Genomic DNA, 16894 nt, shown 5'->3' on the forward strand with positions numbered 1-16894 from the left:
ACCATTCCGGCCCTACGAAAGGAGGGTTTCCTGGGCAAAGGCTGACCCATGGCGGACTGCTTTGCAATTGGGAAGGGGGCGGAGCCCTGCAGACAGGAGATGAGGCAGCTGGAACACCCGAGGAGGAGGTCTTTTCCATAACAGGCCCTTATATGGATGCTCCGGTGACGCGCTCATCATCACGATCGTTGGGACGACGAAAAGGGAAGAGCGAATGGCGGGTGCCGACGGAAGGGGAAAACAAGAAGACGGTGCCGGCTTGCGGGTCTTCAGAGCACCCCTTTGGGGGGCAGGAGCTTTTCGATGAGGGATTTGACAAAATCCAGGTCCCGGCCCTGCTTTTCCTGGATGGTCTCCAGCCGGGTCAGGCGTCGGTGCATCTGCCACTGCAGTCGAAGCACGAACCCCAGGATCACCAGGGCGACGGTGATGAAAAGCCCGAGAGTCCACTGCAGCGTGTCGAATCGGGCGTTCATTTCCGCGCGGAGATCGTCGATGCGCTTGTTCAAAGATCTTTCCAGCCCGTCGAGCCGTGCTTCCAGCGAGCGTTGACCTTCCTCCAGCCGGGAAAGCCGCTCCACGATTTCCCGGTCCGTGATCCGTGGCGCGGTTTCCACCGCCTTCCCGATTCCGGGCGCCAGAAGAGCGAAAAGGAGTACGACGGGAAGGATTTTCTTCATACTGGGCTCCCTGCATGATGACAAGCATCTTCATCATAGCACAGGAAGCCGGGAGAAAAAGCGTGAAAAATCCTGAAAACACGCCCGTCGGGCGATCCACCCCTCTCCAAAACCTTGATCCGCCAACCTTTCTTTCAATCGTTCCCCTTGGACTGCGTTACGGGGCACAACTCCCGGTGGGGCGGGCGAATGTCTGGTGGGAGGGCAGGGGAGCGGGAGCTCCGGCCCTTCAGAGCACCCCTTTGGGGGGCAGGAGCTTCTCGATGAGGGATTTGACAAAATCCAGGTCCCGACCCTGCTTTTCCTGGATGGTCTCCAGCCGGGTCAGGCGCCGGTGCATCTGCCACTGCAGTCGAAGCACGAACCCCAGGATCACCAGGGCGATGGTGATAAAAAGCCCGAGAGTCCACTGCAGCGTGTCGAATCGGGCGTTCATTTCCGCGCGGAGATCGTCGATACGATCGTTCAATCTGGCGTCCACATCATCGATCCGCTTGTTCAAAGATCTTTCCAGGGCATCCATGCGATTGTTGAGGGATCGGTCCAGCGTATCGATCCGCGCTTCCAGGGACCGTTGACCTTCCTCCAGCCGGGAAAGCCGCTCCACGATTTCCCGGTCCGTGATGCGCGGCGCGGTTTCCACCGCGTTCCCGATCCCGGGCGCCAGCAGAGCAAGAAGGAATATGACGACAAGGGCTTTCTTCATAGGGGACTCCCGGCCTGATGACGGACGATTTCATCATAGCACAGGAAGCCGGAAGAAAAAGCGCGAAAAAGCGGAGAACGCGCCGGCAGCCCAAGTCGTGGTCAGATCCTTCCTGGCCCCACACCTGCCCCTTACCCCATATCCCATATCCCTTATCCCGTACCCCTAATCCCCCACCCTCTCATCTTTTCCTTGACAAGCCGGGCGGAGTCTGCCAGGTAACTGAACGAGCGCTCGGTAAGACCCCCCCTTCTTCCCACCCAACTCCAAGGAGGATTCCCATGATCGGAGTGACAGCCTACGGCGCCTACGTGCCCCGATACCGCCTGGAACGAAAAGCGGTGGCCAAGGCCATGGCCTGGATCAACCCCGCCGTCTGGGGACTGGCCGGCGGAGAAAAGGCCGTGGCCAACGTGGACGAGGATCCCATCACCATGGCGGTGGCCGCCGTTCGAAACGCCGCCCGAAACGCCCCCGATCCACAATGCGGGGCCCTCCACGTGGCCTCCGTCACCTTCCCCTACTCGGAACGCCAGAACGCCGTGATCGCCCGAGAAGCCCTGAACCTTCCGGAAACCGCCGTCACCCTGGACGTGACGGGATCCACCCGGGCGGGCACTTCCGCTCTTCTGGCGGCGCTGAACCAGGTGGCGTCGGGGACCGCCCGCCGGGCCTGGGTGGCCGCGGCCGAAGTGCATCGGGCCAAGATGGGAAGCGCCGACGAGCTCTTGTTCGGTGATGCTGGAGCCGCCCTGGCGGTGGGAACCGAGAGTGTTCTGGCGGCCTTCGTGGGATCGTTCACCCTCACCGCCGACTTCCCCGGCCCTCTTCGGGAAACGGAAAAGAAGCTTCCGCGAAGCTGGGAGGAGCGCTGGGTCCGGGACGAAGGCTATCTTTCCCTTATCCCCAAGGCCGTGGCCGCCTACGCCGAGAAGGCGAACCTGACGCCGGAACGGATCGCGACGGTGATCTATCCTTGTCCCTATCCGCGGGAACACGCCCTGATCGGAAAGCGCCTGGGCCTTCCGCCGGAAAAGGTGGCCGATCCCCTGGCCGCCCAGGTGGGAGACACCGGAACCGCCCATCCGCTCCTCATGCTCTGCCGCGCCCTGGAAACCGCCTCGCCGGGGGACCACCTCCTGGTGGTGGGGTTCGGAAACGGCGTGGACGTGCTCCACTTCCAGGCCACCGACGCCGTGGCGTCCTTTAAGCCCGCCAGGACCTTCGACGCGCTCCTGGCCCGCAAGGCGACGCTGATTCCCTACGAAAAGGCGGTGGCCTTCCGGGAACTGGTTCCCGTGGAAACGGGCATCCGCGGGGAGTTCCAGGCGGAGACGCCCCTTTCCGTCCTGTGGAGAAACCGCCGGGCCGTCCTGGGTCTCCAGGGCACCCGATGCACCCGGTGCGGCACGCCCCAGTTTCCTCCCCAGCGGATCTGCGCCGTGGGGGAATGCCAGGCCGTGGACGAGATGGAGCCCTACCTCTTTTCCGACAAGTCCGCCCGGATCTTCAGCTACACGGGCGACAACCTGGCCTTCTCCCTGGATCCGCCCCAGATCTACGGGATCGTGGATTTCGACGAAGGCGGCCGCATGATGCTCGACTTCACCGACTGCTCCCTGGAATCCATCCGGGTGGACCAGCCGGTGGAACTGCACCTTCGCCGCAAGTACCACGACGCCCAGCGGGGCGTTCACACCTATTTCTGGAAGGCCGTTCCCATCGAAACACCGGGACAATAAGGAGGCGACGACCATGGCAACGGGTATCAAGGACAAGGTGGCGATCATCGGCATGGGCTGTACCCGCTTCGGCGAACGTTGGAACGACGGCGCCGAGGACCTCATGGTGGAAGCCTTCCAGGAAGCGCTCCAGGACGCGGGGATCGAAAAGAAGGAGATCGAGGCGGCCTGGTTGGGCACCTGCTTCGACGAGGTGAACATCGGAAAGAGTGCCATTCCCCTGGCGCAGGCCCTGAAGCTTCCCAGCATCCCTGTCACCCGGGTGGAAAACTTCTGCGCCACGGGAACAGAGGCCTTCCGGGGGGCGTGCTACGCGGTGGCGTCCGGGGCGTGCCGGGTCGCCCTGGCCCTGGGCGTGGAAAAGCTCAAGGACACGGGCTACGGAGGCCTTCCCGGCTTCGACACGGCCATGGGGACCCTCAACCGGTTCATTCTCCCCAACTTCACCGCCCCCGGCGGCTTTGCGCTCATGGCCACGCGCTATTTCGCCAAATACGGCATTTCCCCGGAAGAAGGGAAGATGGCCCTGGCCAGGATCTCGGCCAAGAGCCACCGGTGCGGGGCCCTCAATCCCAAGGCCCATCTTCGAAAGGAGATCACCCCCGAGCAGGTGCTCAAAGCGCCCATCATCGCCTGGCCCCTGGGCCTTTTCGACTGCTGTGGCGTGAGCGACGGGGCGGCGGCGGCCATCGTGACCACCCCGGACGTGGCCCGGGCCCTCAGGAAGAATCCCGTCTTTGTAAAATCCCTTCAGATCGCGGCCACTTCCGGCGAGGAGATGCTCACCACCCGCTGGGACGGCACGTACATGAAGACCACCACGGAAGCGGCCAGGCGGGCCTACGCAGAAGCGGGGATCACCAACCCGCGGGAGGAACTGAGCGTGCTGGAGGTGCACGACTGCTTTTCCATCACGGAGCTGGTGACCTACGAGGATTTGCAGATTTCTGAGCGGGGCCGGGCCATCCGCGACATCAACGACGGCTTTTTCGACCTGGAAGGAAAGATCCCCTGCCAGTCCGACGGGGGGCTCAAGTGCTTCGGCCATCCCATCGGAGCGTCCGGGATCCGGATGATCTACGAGGTCTACAACCAGCTGCTCCACCGGGCGGGTCCGCGACAGATTCCCGATCCCAGACTGGGACTCACCCACAACCTGGGCGGCATTCCGTCTTTCAGCGTGTGCAGCGTGGGCATTTTCGGCCTGTAACCTTCCCCACAACCACAAGGAGGACGCCATGATCCTGGCTTCACCGGAACGCATCCAGGAATACACGGAAAAGGGCTGCTGGGGGGATCGCACCCTCATCGACGATTTCAGGGCGCACGCCCGCAAGATGCCCGATGTCACCGCCATGGTGGATCCGCTCAACAAGGAGTCCCTGCTGGGAGCGCCTCCCGAGCGGGTGACCTACGCCCGGTTCGAGCAGGCGGTGGACGCGGCGGCCACGGCCCTTCGCGCCGAAGGGATCGGAAAGGACGACATCGTCCTGGTTCAGATTCCCAACTGCTGGGAATTGGCGGCTCTCTATCTGGCCGTCGCCCGGACCGGGGGCGTCCTCTCGCCCATGCCCATGCAGTGGCGCGCCAAGGAAGTGCGCTACGTGGCGGAACTCACCCGGGCCAAGGCCATGATCACCGTGGAGGACTTCCACGGATTCGGGCACCTGGACATGGCCCGGGAGGTGCAAAAGGAGGTGCCGGGCCTGGCCAAACTCTACACCTACCGGGATGTGCGGCGCATGATGGAGGAAAAGCCCGATCCGGACCTGGACAAGGTTCCCGTGGACGCCAACGACGTCTTCACCATCTGCTGGACGTCGGGGACGGAAGCCCAGCCCAAGGGGTGCCCCCTGAGTCACAACAACTGGCGCTGCCAGGCGTCCATCCTGCCGGCCAGCGGCATGCGCCCGGGTGACGTGATGCTCACCGCCGGGCCTCTCGTGAACATGGCCTCCGTGGGGACGGTCCTGGTGCCGTGGATCCATTTCGGCGGCACGGTGATTTTGCACCACCCCTTTGATCCCATGCTGCTGCTGAAGCAGATGGTGGAGGAGCGGATCGAATACACCCTGCTGGTGCCCGCCGTGGTGAACCTCATCCTGAAGCATCCGGCCGCCCAGGGGGTCGATCTCAGTTCCGTTCGGGTCATCACGGTGGGGTCCGCTCCCCCGTCCCTTTGGGCCATGCAGGAATTCAAGAAGCGCTGGAACGTGGACATCGGCAACATCTGGGGCCAGAACGAAGGGACGGCCATCATCTCCGGCGTTCCGGACGTGCCCGACATGGAGATCCGCGTGGATCACCTGCCCCGCTACGGGGCTCCCGGCGTGGAATGGGCCACGCCCATGGCCCGGTTCATCCAGACCAAGGTGGTGGGTCCCGACGGGGAGGAACTCACGGAAGAGGGCGCCGTGGGCGAACTGCTCTACCGCGGTCCCAACGTCATTCCGGGCTATTTCAAGCGCCCGGACCTGAACGAGACCTCCTTCGATTCCGAGGGATACTTCCGCACGGGCGATCTCTTCCAGATCGTGGGCGACCGCTACCTGAAGTTCTTCGACCGGGCCAAGGACATCATCATCCGGGGCGGGTACAACATCAGCGCCCAGGAAGTGGAAAACGTGCTCCTGGCCCACCCGGCCGTGCAGGACGTGGCGGCCGTGGGCATGCCCGACGAGAACCTGGGAGAACGCACGTGCGTCTACGTGGTGCCCAAACCCGGGGAGACGGTCACTCTGGAGGGGATCGTGGCCCACATGAAGGAGCAGGGGGTGGCCACCTACAAGCTGCCGGAACGTCTGGAGGTGGTGGACGTCATCCCCAGAAATCCCGTGGGCAAGATCCTCAAGAAGGAACTGCGCCAGGACATCAAGAAGCGCCTGGGCATGGCCTAGGAGCTTGCCTGACAATGTGTCTAAAACGCCAGAGACGATCGCTCTTTTCGTAGCGCAGCCCTTCAGGGCTGCGGAAGAACCCTCGGCGGTTGGATAGGCCATCGGGTGTTTCCTGTCACTTCAAGGGATGAACGGGCGGGGATAAACCCCGCCCCTACTCACGTGACCAACGGATTTTGTAGGGGCGGGCTTTACGCCCGCCCTTGAGGGCCGCACCATGAACAAGAATCGTCGAATTTGTCCCTTTCACCTTTGGCCTTTGACCTTTCACCTTTGACCTTGAACCTTGTCCCTTTCATCTAACCACAAGGAGGGTAAACCATGGAGAAGATGCTGGACGGAAAGGTATGCCTCATCACGGGAGCCGGCCGGGGCATCGGCCGGTCGGCGGCCCTTCTCTTTGCGGCGGAAGGCGGCCGCATGGTCCTGAGCGACCTGGATCCCGAGCCGGTCCAGGAGGTGGTGGAACAGATCAAGGCCGCGGGCGGTGAGGCCGTGGCCGTAGCCGGGGATGTCACGGCCGACGGCTTTGCGGAAAAGTTCGTCCAGACGGCCGTGGACGCCTTCGGGCCGGACATCCACGTGATCGTCAACAACGCCGGCTACACCTGGGACGGCGTGGTGCACAAGATGACCGACGAGCAGTGGGAGGCCATGCTGAAGGTCCACTGCACGGCCCCCTTCCGGATCGTCCGGGCCGCGGCGCCCTACATGCGGGAAAACGCCAAAAGGGAAGCCCAGGAAGGTCGGGTGGTGATGCGAAAGATCATCAACGTGAGTTCCGTCGCCGGAACGGACGGCAATCCCGGCCAGGCCAACTATTCCACGGCCAAGTCGGGCATCCTGGGATTCACCAAGACGCTGGCCAAGGAATGGGGCCGCTTGAACGTGAACGTGAACGCCGTGGCCTACGGCTGGATCGAAACGCGGCTCACCCAGCCCAAGGCCGAAGACACCGTCCTGGAAAAGGACGGCAAGAAGATCGCCATCGGCGTTCCCAAAAACCAGCTGGAAGCCTTCCGCATGATGATCCCCCTGGGCCGGCCCGGAACGCCGGACGAAGCCGCCCGGGTCATGCTCTTCCTGGCCTCGCCCCTTTCCGACTACGTGTCCGGCCAGGTGATCAAGGTCACGGGAGGCTGGTGATTCTTGCGTCAGGCGTAAATCGTGAGTCGTAAGTCGTAAGTCGTAAGTCGTAAGTCGTGAGGCGTAAGTCGTGAGGCGGGAGAGGCCGCGTCTCGGGCTTCTGGACCGGTTCTCCCCCCTCTTTCAAAGGGGGGCCGGGGGGGATTGGAATCGTCAAGCGGGGAGGCGCGGGGGCGCTTTTTCGGGGCGCCGTCTCAGCGCCCCGAAAAAAAGGTCGTCTCTGCGTTCTCTGCGCCTCTGCGGTGAAAAAAAAGGAGAAAAACCATGATCGACACCAGTCGGGTGGGGCTCACCCTGGGCCCCCTGGACCACAAGGTCACGTGGCGCGATGTGATCCTCTACCACCTGGGGATCGGCGCCCGGGCAACCGACCTGCACTTCGTCTGGGAAGGCGCGAAGGACGGTCTGAAGGTCTGCCCGTCCTACGCGGTGATACCGGCCTTTCAGCCCTTCTTCCGAGTGTTGAAGGAACTGAAGATCGACCTTCGGACCGTGCTCCACGGCGAAGAGGCCATCCGGCTCCACGGGCCCATCCCTTCCGAGGGGATCTTGAAGACCACCGTCAAGGTGGCCGGGATCTACGACAAGAAAAAAGCCGCCCTGGTGGTGCTGGAAACCGAGACCACCGATGAGGCGGGAACGGCCCTTTTCGACACCCGGGCGAGCCTCTTTTGCCGCGGCCTGGGCGGCTGGGGCGGCGATCCCGGACCCAAGGCGGAGAGCGTTCCCGTTCCCAGGGACCGGGTGCCCGATTTCGAGATTTCCCAGAAGACCACCGAAGAACAGGCGGCCATCTATCGCCTTTCCGGGGACGTGAACCCGCTCCACATCGACCCCGAAACGGCCCGAGCGGCCGGGTTTCCCAAGCCCATCCTTCACGGGCTCTGCACCTTCGGGTTCGCCACCCGGGCCATCCTGGAAGGAGCCTGCGGCGGCGACGTGAACCGCCTCAAGGCCTTTCAGGTGCGGTTCGCCGACGTGGTCTTTCCGGGCGACGTCATCACCACCCGGGGCTGGAAGCTCGAGGACGGCCGCTACGCCATCGAAGCCGCCACGGAGCGGGCCGTGGTGCTGTCGCACGCCCTGGCCGTCGTGGAGGATTAAGGATTAAGGGTGAAGGATTAGAGGGGAACGGACAGCGGGGAGTTCTTCCCCTTTTTCGAAGGGGGTCGGGAGGGAAGGCGGGGATTCCTTCGTTGACGAACGGGCGTCCGGCAAGGCATAAAGAGCCCGACGCCGAGGGAGCTGAGCCATGTATCGGGAAGAACATCAGATCTTTCGTGAGGCCTTCCGCCGATTTCTGGAGCGGGAGGTGACGCCGCACATGGAACGGTGGGAGGAGGAGGGGATCGTCCCCCGGCAGGTGTGGCGCACCATGGGCGAGACGGGGTTTCTCTGCCCGTGGCTTCCCGAGGAATACGGCGGAAGCGGCGCCGATTTCCTCTATTCGGTCATCATCGCCGAAGAGCTGGCCAAGGCCGGGGCGGTGAGCGTCATGGCGCCGCTTCACAGCGACATCGTGGCCCCGTACCTGTACGCCCTGGGAACGGAAGACCAGAAAAGGCGCTGGCTTCCCAAGTGCGCCTCGGGCGAGATCGTCCTGGCCGTGGCCATGACGGAACCCAACACGGGATCGGATCTGGCCGCCATCCGCACCCGCGCCGAAAGGGACGGGGATGCCTGGGTCTTGAACGGCCAGAAGACCTTCATCTCCAACGGTATCCTGGCGGATCTGGTGATTGTGGCATGCCGCACCGGGCCGCCCGATTCGGGCGCCAAGGGCATCAGCCTCATCTGCGTGGAACGGGACGCGCCGGGCTTCACCCGGGGCCGCAACCTGAAAAAGATGGGCCTGCACGCCCAGGACACCGCCGAACTCATCTTCGACGACTGCCGCGTGCCGGCGGAAAACCTCCTGGGAGAACTGAACCGCGGCTTCTACCACCTGATGGACCACCTGCAGCAGGAACGGATCATGGCCGCCGTCATGGCCCAGGCCATGGCCGAGGCCATGCTGGAGATGACCATCCACTATGCGCGGGGACGCACCGCCTTCGGCCGGCCCATCGCCTCCTTTCAGCACAACGCCTTCAAGATCGTGGACATGGCCACGGAGGTGAAGCTGGGCCGCGCGTTCCTGGATCGGCTCATCGGGGACCACATGGAGGGGAAGGACGTCATCACCGATGTCTCCATGGCCAAGGCGTGGATCGCGGAGATGGCCAACCGGACGGCCTACCAGTGTGTGCAGCTCCACGGCGGGTACGGCTACATGGAAGAATACCCCATCAGCCGCTTCTACCGGGATGTTCGGGTCATTCCCATCTTCGCGGGCACCACGGAAGTGATGAAGCTCATCGTGGCCAAACGGCTGGGGCTTTTGTGAAAACACCAAGGAGGGACCCATGAATTTCGACTTTCCAGAGGAACTGAAGATCCTGAAGGAGGAGGCCTACAAGTTCGCTGTGCGGGAATTCACGCCCGTTTCCAAGGAATGCGACCGGGAGGAGAAGTTCCCCCGGGAGGTGTGGAAGAAGGCGTGCGAATACGGCTTCATCGGAGCCTGGATTCCCGAGGAATACGGGGGAGCCGGCGCGGGATTCCTGGCCAACACCATCATCACCGAGCAGTTCAGCCGGGTGGACATGGGCATCGGGCTCATCATGGCGTCCTGCTTCGGAGCGGAAAACATCTACCTCTACGGCTCGGAAGAGCAGAAGAAGGAATATCTCCCGCGGATCGCCGCCGGCGAGATCATCTTCGCCGGGGCCTACACGGAGCCCAACGCGGGAACGGACGTGGCCGGCATCCGCACCCGGGCGGTCCGGGACGGCGATCATTTCGTCCTGAACGGCCAGAAGATGTTCATCACCAACGGCACCATCTGCGACTACTTCGTGGTCTTTTGCATCACCAACCCGGACGGGCCGCGCCACAAGCGATTCAGCCTGCTCATCGTGGACGCCAAGTCGGAAGGCATCACCCGCAACAAGATCCAGGGCAAGATGGGCATCCGGGCCAGCGACACGGCGGAGATCAGCTTCGAAGACGTGAAGGTGCCGGTGGAAAACATCGTGGGCAAGGAAGGCAACGGTTTCTACCAGCTCATGGACTTTTTCAACACCACCCGGACCATGGTGGCCGGCCAGGGCGTGGGCCTGGCCCAGGGCGCCCTGGACAAGGCGGCCCAATACGTCCAGGAGCGGGAAGTCTTCGGCCAGCCCCTGGCCAACTTCCAGGGCGTGCAGTTCCAGCTGGCGGAGATGGCCACGCGCATCGAGCTGGCCCGGCAGCTCACCTACAAGGCGGCGTGGCTGGTGGACCAGGGCCGGATCGATCCCAAGCTGAGCGCCATGGCCAAGTACTACGCGGGCGAGACGGCCGTGTGGGTGGCCGACAAGGCGCTGCAACTCCACGGCGGCTACGGCTACATCGACGAGTACGACGTGCAGCGCTTCTACCGGGACGCCAAGATCCTGGAGATCTACGAAGGCACCAAGGAAGCGGAAAAGCTCACCATCGCCAAGATCGTGCTGAAGGAATACCAGAAGGGCTAGAGGGCGCCACAACAGGCGGCGGGGCTTCGGCCCCGCCGCCCAAGGTCGGAAAAAGGTTCCCATGAAGGAAGACAAGAAGGACACGGCGGCGGAGATCCTCCAGGCCGCCCGCCAGCTTTTCTACGAAAAGGGCTACGAAAACGCCAGCACCCGGGAGATCTCCGCCCGGGTGGGCATCAGCAAGGCGGCCCTCTACCACCACTTCCGGAACAAGGAAGAAATCCTCTTTCGGATCTGCCTGCAGGCGGCCGACGAGCTGGTGGACAACATGCGCCGGGCCATCGCCCGGAACGTGGAGTCGGGAAAGCCGCTCAAGGAGCAGCTCACCGACATCCTCATCGAATACCTTCGCACCTACATGAAGAACGAAAATTTCAATAAGATCCTCTTCCACGACATGGAGTACCTGCCGGAAGACAAAAAGCGGGTCATCCTGGGCAAGGAAAAGGAGAACGTCCACCAGCTGAGGGCCTACCTGGCCTCCCTCATGGGCGACGGCGCCATCCGCTCCGTCAACCCCACCGTGCTCACCTTTTCCCTCATCAGCTCGCTCCACTGGCTCTACTTCTGGTACAAGCCCGGCGGACCGCTCACCCTGGAAGACGTGGCCGAACACATCGCCGACCTCTTCCTCCACGGCCTGTTGCCGAGGGAAGGTAAAAGGTAAAAGGCTAAAGGTCAAAGGCGAAAGGGGAAGGGTGAAAGGGCAAAAGCACAAGGCAATAGTTTAAAGGGGCACGGCGGAAAGCTCGGAACCGTGCCGACAGGAACCCCTGCCGCCGCCTCCCGCGCCACCTTCTGCACCCCTCAACCACTCAATCCCCCCCGCCCCCCCTTTGGAAAAGCGGGGAGTTGCCATATCCGAGCCACCCGTCACTCATCACTGCTTACGGCTCACGCATCACGGATCACCCATCACTCGTCACCCATCACCCATCACTCATCACTCTCCAGCGGGACGCGCACCAGGAACACGTCCGTGGGTTCCATGGCCCGAAGCCGGTAGGCCGGAAGAATGGCGGGCACGAAAAAGCCCCGGCCGCGCCGGTACTCCATGCGATCCGCAGAGCCGCGCGCATCCCAAATAATCTCCCCGAAGCCTTGGACCACGAAGAGCACCTCCGGTCCTCCCGCCCGCGAAACCGTCTCTTCGTCTCCCGCGTCCAGCCGCAACCGGTGGACATCAAAGTCCGGGCACGGAACGCGGTAGACCGTATGGCGGTCATCCGGATCGGGCTTCAGGATCTCGGGCGGCCCGGGCCGGAATCGGAGGACTTCCAGCAGGGCGTCCACGTCCTTGTGTTTGGGGGTGAGGCCCAGGCGCACCACGTTGTCCGAATTGGCCATGCATTCGGCGATGTTTCCCTTGAGGTACGCGTGGGGGAGGCCTGCATCCAGATAGATGGCCTCGCCGGCTCGAAGTTCCAGCCGGTTGAGGAAAAAGAGCACCGCCAGGCCCGCGTCGGTGCTTCCGTACTTTTCGTAGAGGGAAAGGTAGAGCCCGGCCAGACCGTCCGGGTCCCGCCGGTCGGAAAAACGGCGGGCCAAGGCCTCCGTGGTGCGGGCAAGAAGGCCGGGGTCTTCTTGGGCGTTTCGGATGAGCCGCGTGAAGGCTCTCTGGATGACCGCTTTCTCCCCGGCCGGTCCATGGGTCGGAGAAAGATCGCCCACCAGGGCGCCCAGTTCCGGAAAGGCCCGCACCGTGCGGATCCAGTCTTCCGGCGGCTTGAATCCCGCCAGCGCCGAAAGGGATTCCAGGGCGATGGCGATCTCGGGCTTGTGGTTGGCGTCCGGGTAGTGTTCCGGATCCCGGGCGTGGAGCGCCTCGGCCTGGGCCTTGTCGGGATGGGCCTGGATGGAAAGGGGCTCGGCGGCGGAAAGGATTTTGAAAAGGAAGGGCAGGCGGCTTCCGAACGCCCTCTGCACCCGGGGGCCCAGAGCGGCGTCCGGCCGTCGGGAGACGACGTCATCGAGCGGCAGCGTTTCGCCGTTCAGTTCGAGCCGGGACGGCGCCGACGGATGGGCCCCCACCCACAGTTCCGCGGCGGGGGCATCCGGGGGGGCGTCCGTGCCCAGAAGCCTGGGGATGAAGGCCGACGGGCCCCGCTCGCCCCAGGCGTAGGGCTGGATGGGATTGTGCAGCCGGTAGGGCCGCGCCTCCAGCGCAAGGTGTTTCGCATTCATGATCGAACCTCCGTTATGGCGGCAAGGGCCGTCGCTGCTTTCAGCCTTGTTTCAAAGCCATTGGCGTTTATTTGCGTCCATTCGCGGTCCTTTTTTCGCAAAGATCTTCCGGGAAGCCGGATTTCCCTGTTCCCACGGGGCGATCCCGCATGGAGGGCATCCCTTGTAGGGGCGGTTCGCGAACCGCCCCTACGCCGGGTAGCCGTCTGTGAAGGGATATATTGAGGTGGCCGGCTTGCCCATTTTAGGGAAGCTTCCTGGAGTGAATCGCCGGAACCCGCCGGCGTGAAAAGAATAGCAAGAAACCCGGCCCCGTGTCCCGTCCAAACGGGGGCCTCCTTGTGCATGCCGGCGCATGGGCGGATATCCGCCCTCCGCATGACCTATCTTTCACTTTGTTATTGACGAGTTGTGGAAGCTCCACTAGTGACCATGCGCCCGGTTGACTCCAGGGGCAGGAGTTCCGGGCTTCCGGCGTGAATTCGGGGTTTCCCCCGGAAAGACCACACCCAACTCCCGCTTTTGACAGGAACCGATCCTTGATCGGCAACACGACCCGCAGCATCGAAGTTTCATCTTCCTCTTGGGCGACAAGCGTTTTGTTCGTTTAATTTTCGGCGCGGAAAGGAGGTGACGAAAGAGCGAGGGAAGCGCCCACAGGGTAGGAGAGGCGATAGGAAGTGCTTTGCTTCGAACCAACCGGAAAAGAGAAGAGGAAAGAGATGACGAAAAGGGGCTTGCTGTTATCCATCCTTTGCGTATGTGCGGTGGTCTTTTGCGGGGCGTCCTGGGTGGCGGCCCAGCCGGCCAAGGACATCACCGAAGAGGTGATCGTGGGGCCGGGAAGCGTCAGCGTGGCCACCAAGAAGGACATCATGATGAGCTTCGGCGCCCTGGTGCGCTTCATCCCCACCTCCGAATCCAACTGGGACTTCGGGATGAGCGACAAGGTGTCTGGCTTTGTGTTTGGAAATGTTCCGGACTATCTTTTCAAAACCCACTCCAATGAGGCGGGAACCGTAACCAAGAGCTACATCCGAAACGAGGACAAGATTTATTTCAATGCCATGCCGCAAGACCGCAAGTGGTCCTTCTATGCGGCGCTGGAATTCGACCGACCCATCGATACGGACACGGTGGACAACCGCGGCGGCCGCAGCGACAACAGCAACTTCGGGCTTGAGCGGCTCAACGTGAGTGTGGCGCTGCCCTTCGAGACCCGCCTGCATGCCGGCTGGGACGTGTGGGGATTCGACCATTACGACGGCGCTTCCATGGTCTATGCCGACGACAATCCCGGTTTCTGGCTGGACGGTACGGCGGGGGCCTTCAGCTACAGCATTGGGTGGTTCAAGCTGGCTGAGACTAACTTCCAGACCAACTCATCCGAGGCGCTAGCGGATGCCGAATTCTCCGATTCGGACAGCGACCGTGATCTCTTCGCCGGCTGGGTCCAGTACCAGATCAATGACAATCACAAGGTGAAGCTCTTCTATGGTTTCGACCGTATCCGCAGCGTGCCTGTTGGCGACTTTCTTTACGCTTTGACCGAGTCGGCCAGAAACAGTGATGATCCCACAAAGCAGGCTGTTGCATCGGTTTCAGGGATCGGAACGGGTGAAAATGCTGACATCGACAGCCACCATGTGGCGGCCTACTACACCGGCAAATTCGGTCCCTTCGAGCTCATGCTGGAAGGTGCCTACCAGTTCGGTAGCGCGGACAACACGGGCCTGAGCGAATATGGGAAAGCCGAAGACTACGACATCTCCGCCTATGCCTTGGCGGCGGATCTTGCCGTGGAGTTGAAGGATTGGTTCGGGTTCAGCGTCAAGCCCCATGTGGGTGTCATGTACACGTCGGGTGACGACGATCCCGATGATGACGAACTCAACGGCTACAACGGCATCGAAAACGCCCAGCGTTTTTCCAACTACTGGGGAGGCGAAAACACCATCATCGGCGACACCAACCTGGTTCTGGGTACGGCCCTTTACGGCTATCTGCCGGAACTTTACGGCAACGGCACTCCCGTTTTCACCGGCGGCTTGCAGAACTTCGCCGGCCAGGGTAACGGCCGCGGCGACAACCCGGGTCTTACTATGCTGAGCGTGGGCGTGACGATCACGCCCAAGCGCTTCATCATCTACCGGACCAATGTGAACAACTTCTGGTGGAATGAAGACGTGCTGGTTCAAAACGTCGTCACCCCAGGCAACCCCCTGACCCGTGAGACGAATTTCACCAAAGTTAAATCCGGCTTCGTGGGGACGGAGTGGGACAACGAGCTGACCGTGGCCCTGCACAAGAACATGTTCATCAAGGGCCAGGCGTCCTTCTTCTTCCCGGGTGACGTGATCGAAGACGTAACCGAAGCCCTGGGCGCCAAGAGCGACGACACGGCGTCGCGCTTCGCCGCCGAGCTCATCTGGAACTTCTAGCCGCAAGCCTTGGGACCGGCCCGCGGCACCGGGCCCATGCCCCGGTGCCGCGCCCGGTTCTTTGACGTTCAGCCGGAAACGAAAATGGGGTATAGTGAGCGCCTTCAGGCCGCTATACCCCTTTTCTTTGAACACCCAACAAGGGAGTCGAACGCATGAAACGGTCCGTGACACCCCTCCTTTTCCTGTTCCTGGCCCTTCTCCATCTTCCCTTTTGGGGATGCGGTTCGGCCCCGGATATCGTGAGCGAAGAAAAGAAACCCGGCCAGAAATACTCGGCGGCCGAAGTCCGGGAGATCTTCGTCGACCATCCTTTCCTCCTTTCCGGGGACTACTTCCGGGAACGTCAGGACTTGAAGCCCATGGTGCTGGGAAGCGTCCTTTCCCAGGCCCAGGAGGAATCCACCGAGGAACTCAAGGCCCAGCTGAAGGAAAAGGAAGAACGCCTGGCCAAGCTGGAAAAGGCCGTCTTTGAGGGCCGTCGTCCCGCCCTTCCCGCCGATGCGCTCCGGATCAAGGTGGGCTTCCTGGTGGACCCGGAAAAGGTCCCCACCCACCTGGCGGACCGGCTGCTGGCCCAGGCCGACCGGCTCTCGGTCACCTACGATGTCCTCTTCGTCCACCACCGGGACCTGGAACAGGTCCTTTCCGGCACCGACTGCCTGCAGAAGCGTGATCTCGCCTGCATCACCCGGATCGCCGCCATCTACCCCGGCACGCGCTTCATCAACCTGGTGGAATCGGTGAGTGTCCCCGTGTCCTTTCCCGGAACCGCCTCCGCCCGTTTCGGCATGGTGGATGCCGGCATCGGCTACCGCTACCCGCTGGTGCAGATGGAGATGCCGGTCAAAAGCGATGCCGACGTGACCACCTTCCTGGAACTCATCGCCCGCCGAAGCTACGAGCAGGCCCTGGACAAGAAGGACACCATGCCCTGGGTCACCCATGTTTTCAGTCAGCAGCAGGGCCAGTGGTTCGTGAGCGCCGGGAACCGCTCGGGCCTCCTGGTGGGGGACCTCCTGGACGTGGTGAGCGACGGCAAGCTGGTGCAGGCCCCCACGGGGGTTCCCGCCGCCTGGATGCCCGGATCTCCCAAGGGGCGACTCCGGGTGGAGAGGCTCTTCGGGGACGACCTGGCCATCGCCACCCTGGTCTCGGGCGAGCCTCCGGAAATGAGCGACTGGCTCATTCCCGTCCGGGCGAAGCCGTGATCCGTGATCCGTGATCCGTGAGTCGTGAGTCGTGAGTCGTGAGTCGTGAGTCGTGAGTCGTGAGTCGTGAGTCGTGAGTCGTGAGTCGTGAGTCGTGAGTCGTGAGGCGTGAGGCGTGAGGCGTGAGGCGTGAGGCGTGAGGCGTGAGGCGTGAGGCGTGAGGCGGCTCCGTCCTCCCCCCTTTTCCAAAGGGGGGCCGGGGGGATTTCCCTGGTGTGCCGGGCCAGGGGGGAGGCGGGCGCCTCGGCGGGACCTTTCCAACGCCCTTGACACGCCTCCACGTTGGGAGTTAAAAGGAACCCGTCAACCAACCAAACGGTAGGTAGAATT

At 62.8% G+C, this 16894-nt stretch carries 13 protein-coding genes; 10 read left to right on the top strand and 3 right to left on the bottom strand.

Translation table 11 applies throughout. The annotated features are described in order from the left end of the window. Nucleotides 1-269: 269 nt before the first annotated feature. On the bottom strand, nucleotides 270-680 hold the full coding sequence (locus tag BUB04_RS09785) for a coiled-coil domain-containing protein (protein WP_073038827.1): 411 nt from the start codon (nucleotides 678-680) through the stop codon (nucleotides 270-272). Nucleotides 681-909: 229 nt separating this feature from the next. Further along, nucleotides 910-1386 (bottom strand): coiled-coil domain-containing protein, encoded by a 477-nt coding sequence (locus tag BUB04_RS09790; protein WP_073038829.1) that lies wholly within the window; start codon nucleotides 1384-1386, stop codon nucleotides 910-912. A 281-nt stretch (nucleotides 1387-1667) separates the two neighbouring features. Between BUB04_RS09790 and BUB04_RS09795 the strand changes: the two genes are divergently transcribed. From BUB04_RS09795 to BUB04_RS09830, 8 genes are all read left to right on the top strand, one after another. Beyond that, complete coding sequence (locus BUB04_RS09795; RefSeq protein WP_073038830.1) at nucleotides 1668-3128, top strand: 3-oxoacyl-[acyl-carrier-protein] synthase III C-terminal domain-containing protein; 1461 nt, start codon at nucleotides 1668-1670, stop codon at nucleotides 3126-3128. A 13-nt stretch (nucleotides 3129-3141) separates the two neighbouring features. After that, the gene (locus BUB04_RS09800; protein ID WP_073038833.1) at nucleotides 3142-4338 is read left to right on the top strand and encodes an acetyl-CoA acetyltransferase; all 1197 of its coding nucleotides are present in this window, start codon (nucleotides 3142-3144) and stop codon (nucleotides 4336-4338) included. 28 nt (nucleotides 4339-4366) lie between these two features. Further along, nucleotides 4367-6025, top strand: a complete 1659-nt coding sequence (locus BUB04_RS09805; RefSeq protein WP_073038836.1) for a class I adenylate-forming enzyme family protein — start codon at nucleotides 4367-4369, stop codon at nucleotides 6023-6025. Nucleotides 6026-6346: 321 nt separating this feature from the next. After that, nucleotides 6347-7171 (top strand): SDR family NAD(P)-dependent oxidoreductase, encoded by an 825-nt coding sequence (locus BUB04_RS09810; RefSeq protein WP_073038838.1) that lies wholly within the window; start codon nucleotides 6347-6349, stop codon nucleotides 7169-7171. Nucleotides 7172-7435: 264 nt separating this feature from the next. Further along, a complete protein-coding gene (locus tag BUB04_RS09815) occupies nucleotides 7436-8275 on the top strand; it encodes a MaoC/PaaZ C-terminal domain-containing protein (RefSeq protein WP_073038840.1) in 840 nt (279 codons plus the stop codon). A 148-nt stretch (nucleotides 8276-8423) separates the two neighbouring features. After that, nucleotides 8424-9557, top strand: a complete 1134-nt coding sequence (locus tag BUB04_RS09820) for an acyl-CoA dehydrogenase family protein (RefSeq protein ID WP_073038842.1) — start codon at nucleotides 8424-8426, stop codon at nucleotides 9555-9557. 19 nt (nucleotides 9558-9576) lie between these two features. Further along, nucleotides 9577-10728, top strand: a complete 1152-nt coding sequence (locus tag BUB04_RS09825; RefSeq protein ID WP_073038844.1) for an acyl-CoA dehydrogenase family protein — start codon at nucleotides 9577-9579, stop codon at nucleotides 10726-10728. Nucleotides 10729-10789: 61 nt separating this feature from the next. Further along, a complete protein-coding gene (locus tag BUB04_RS09830; protein WP_073038846.1) occupies nucleotides 10790-11395 on the top strand; it encodes a TetR/AcrR family transcriptional regulator in 606 nt (201 codons plus the stop codon). Nucleotides 11396-11664: 269 nt separating this feature from the next. On the opposite strand, the gene manA is transcribed toward BUB04_RS09830, so the two are convergent. Then, nucleotides 11665-12912 carry a mannose-6-phosphate isomerase, class I gene (gene manA / locus BUB04_RS09835; RefSeq protein WP_084076373.1) on the bottom strand — a complete coding sequence of 416 codons (1248 nt, stop codon included), beginning with the start codon at nucleotides 12910-12912 and terminating at the stop codon, nucleotides 11665-11667. 737 nt (nucleotides 12913-13649) lie between these two features. Here manA and BUB04_RS09840 point away from each other — a divergent pair. Then, the gene (locus BUB04_RS09840; protein WP_143156439.1) at nucleotides 13650-15353 is read left to right on the top strand and encodes a hypothetical protein; all 1704 of its coding nucleotides are present in this window, start codon (nucleotides 13650-13652) and stop codon (nucleotides 15351-15353) included. A gap of 155 nt (nucleotides 15354-15508) precedes the next feature. Next, complete coding sequence (locus BUB04_RS09845) at nucleotides 15509-16564, top strand: hypothetical protein (RefSeq protein ID WP_073038850.1); 1056 nt, start codon at nucleotides 15509-15511, stop codon at nucleotides 16562-16564. Nucleotides 16565-16894 lie beyond the last annotated feature (330 nt).

The organism is Desulfacinum infernum DSM 9756 (assembly GCF_900129305.1).
GTDB classification, from domain to species: Bacteria; Desulfobacterota; Syntrophobacteria; order Syntrophobacterales; family DSM-9756; genus Desulfacinum; species Desulfacinum infernum.